This is a genomic window from Mycobacterium gordonae (assembly GCF_001417955.2).
In the GTDB taxonomy this organism is placed as follows: domain Bacteria; phylum Actinomycetota; class Actinomycetes; order Mycobacteriales; family Mycobacteriaceae; genus Mycobacterium; species Mycobacterium gordonae_B.
In genome coordinates this window covers 1-933 of sequence record NZ_LKTM01000226.1, presented here as the reverse complement: position 1 = coordinate 933, position 933 = coordinate 1, and the positions used below count along the sequence as shown (strand labels likewise).

The following is a 933-nucleotide window of genomic DNA, read 5'->3' as shown; positions in this document are numbered from 1 at the left end:
GGGTCTGCTGCACGAATAGGTGACATCTGAGTTGGCTTGCCCAGCATGGGCGGGCTGGAAGGATGTCCCCATGGCAAGGCCCTACCCCCGCGAGTTCCGCGACGACGTCGTCCGGGTCGCTCGCAACCGCGATGACGGTGTAACGATCGAGCAGATCGCCACCGATTTCGGAGTGCACCCGATGACGCTGCAGAAATGGCTCCGTCAGGCCGACATCGACGAAGGCACCAAGCCCGGCAAGAGCGCCAGCGAGTCCGGTGAGCTGCGCGAAGCCCGACGGCGGATCAAACTGCTAGAGCAAGAGAACGAGGTGCTGCGCCGGGCCGCAGCGTATTTATCGCAGGCCAATCTGCCGGGAAAAGGGTCTACCCGCTCGTGAAAGAGCTCGCCGCCGACGGGATCCCCGTCGCGGTGACGTGCCGGGTACTCAAGCTCTCCCGCCAACCGTATTACCGCTGGCTGGCCGACCCCATCACCGAGGCCGAACTCATCGAGGCCTACCGCGCCAATGCGCTGTTCGACGCGCACGCAGACGATCCGGAGTTCGGCTACCGCTACCTCGTGGAGGAGGCGCGCGATGCCGGCGAGCCGATGGCCGAGCGCACCGCATGGCGGATCTGCTCGCAGAATCGACTGTGGAGCGTGTTTGGTAAGAAACGCGGCAAGAACGGCAAAGTCGGGCCGCCGGTGCACGACGATCTTGTCGAGCGTGACTTCACCGCTGAAGGGCCAAATCAGTTGTGGCTCAGTGACATCACTGAGCACCGCACCGGTGAGGGCAAGCTCTACCTCTGTGCGATTAAGGACGTGTTCTCCAACCGGATCGTCGGCTACAGCATCGACTCCCGAATGAAGTCACAACTGGCCATCCGGGCACTACACAGCGCGGTAGCCCGACGCGGAGATGTCGCGGGGTGCATTCTGCACTCGGAT

The 933-nt window shown here is 63.5% G+C and carries 2 protein-coding genes; both read left to right on the top strand.

The annotated features are described in order from the left end of the window. Positions 1-70: 70 nt before the first annotated feature. Entirely contained in the window at positions 71-379 is a 309-nt protein-coding gene (locus AO501_RS39435; RefSeq protein ID WP_033712903.1) for an IS3 family transposase, read from the top strand. Then, positions 376-933, top strand: a 558-nt coding sequence (locus AO501_RS17730; protein ID WP_055578969.1) for an IS3 family transposase, incomplete at its 3' end; no start/stop codon positions are given. The genes AO501_RS39435 and AO501_RS17730, both read left to right, overlap by 4 nt.

Excerpts from the sequence above, each read along its gene's own strand:
- AO501_RS39435 (WP_033712903.1), top strand. The coding sequence starts at position 71 with ATGGCAAGGCCCTACCCCCGCGAGTTCCGCGACGACGTCGTCCGGGTC.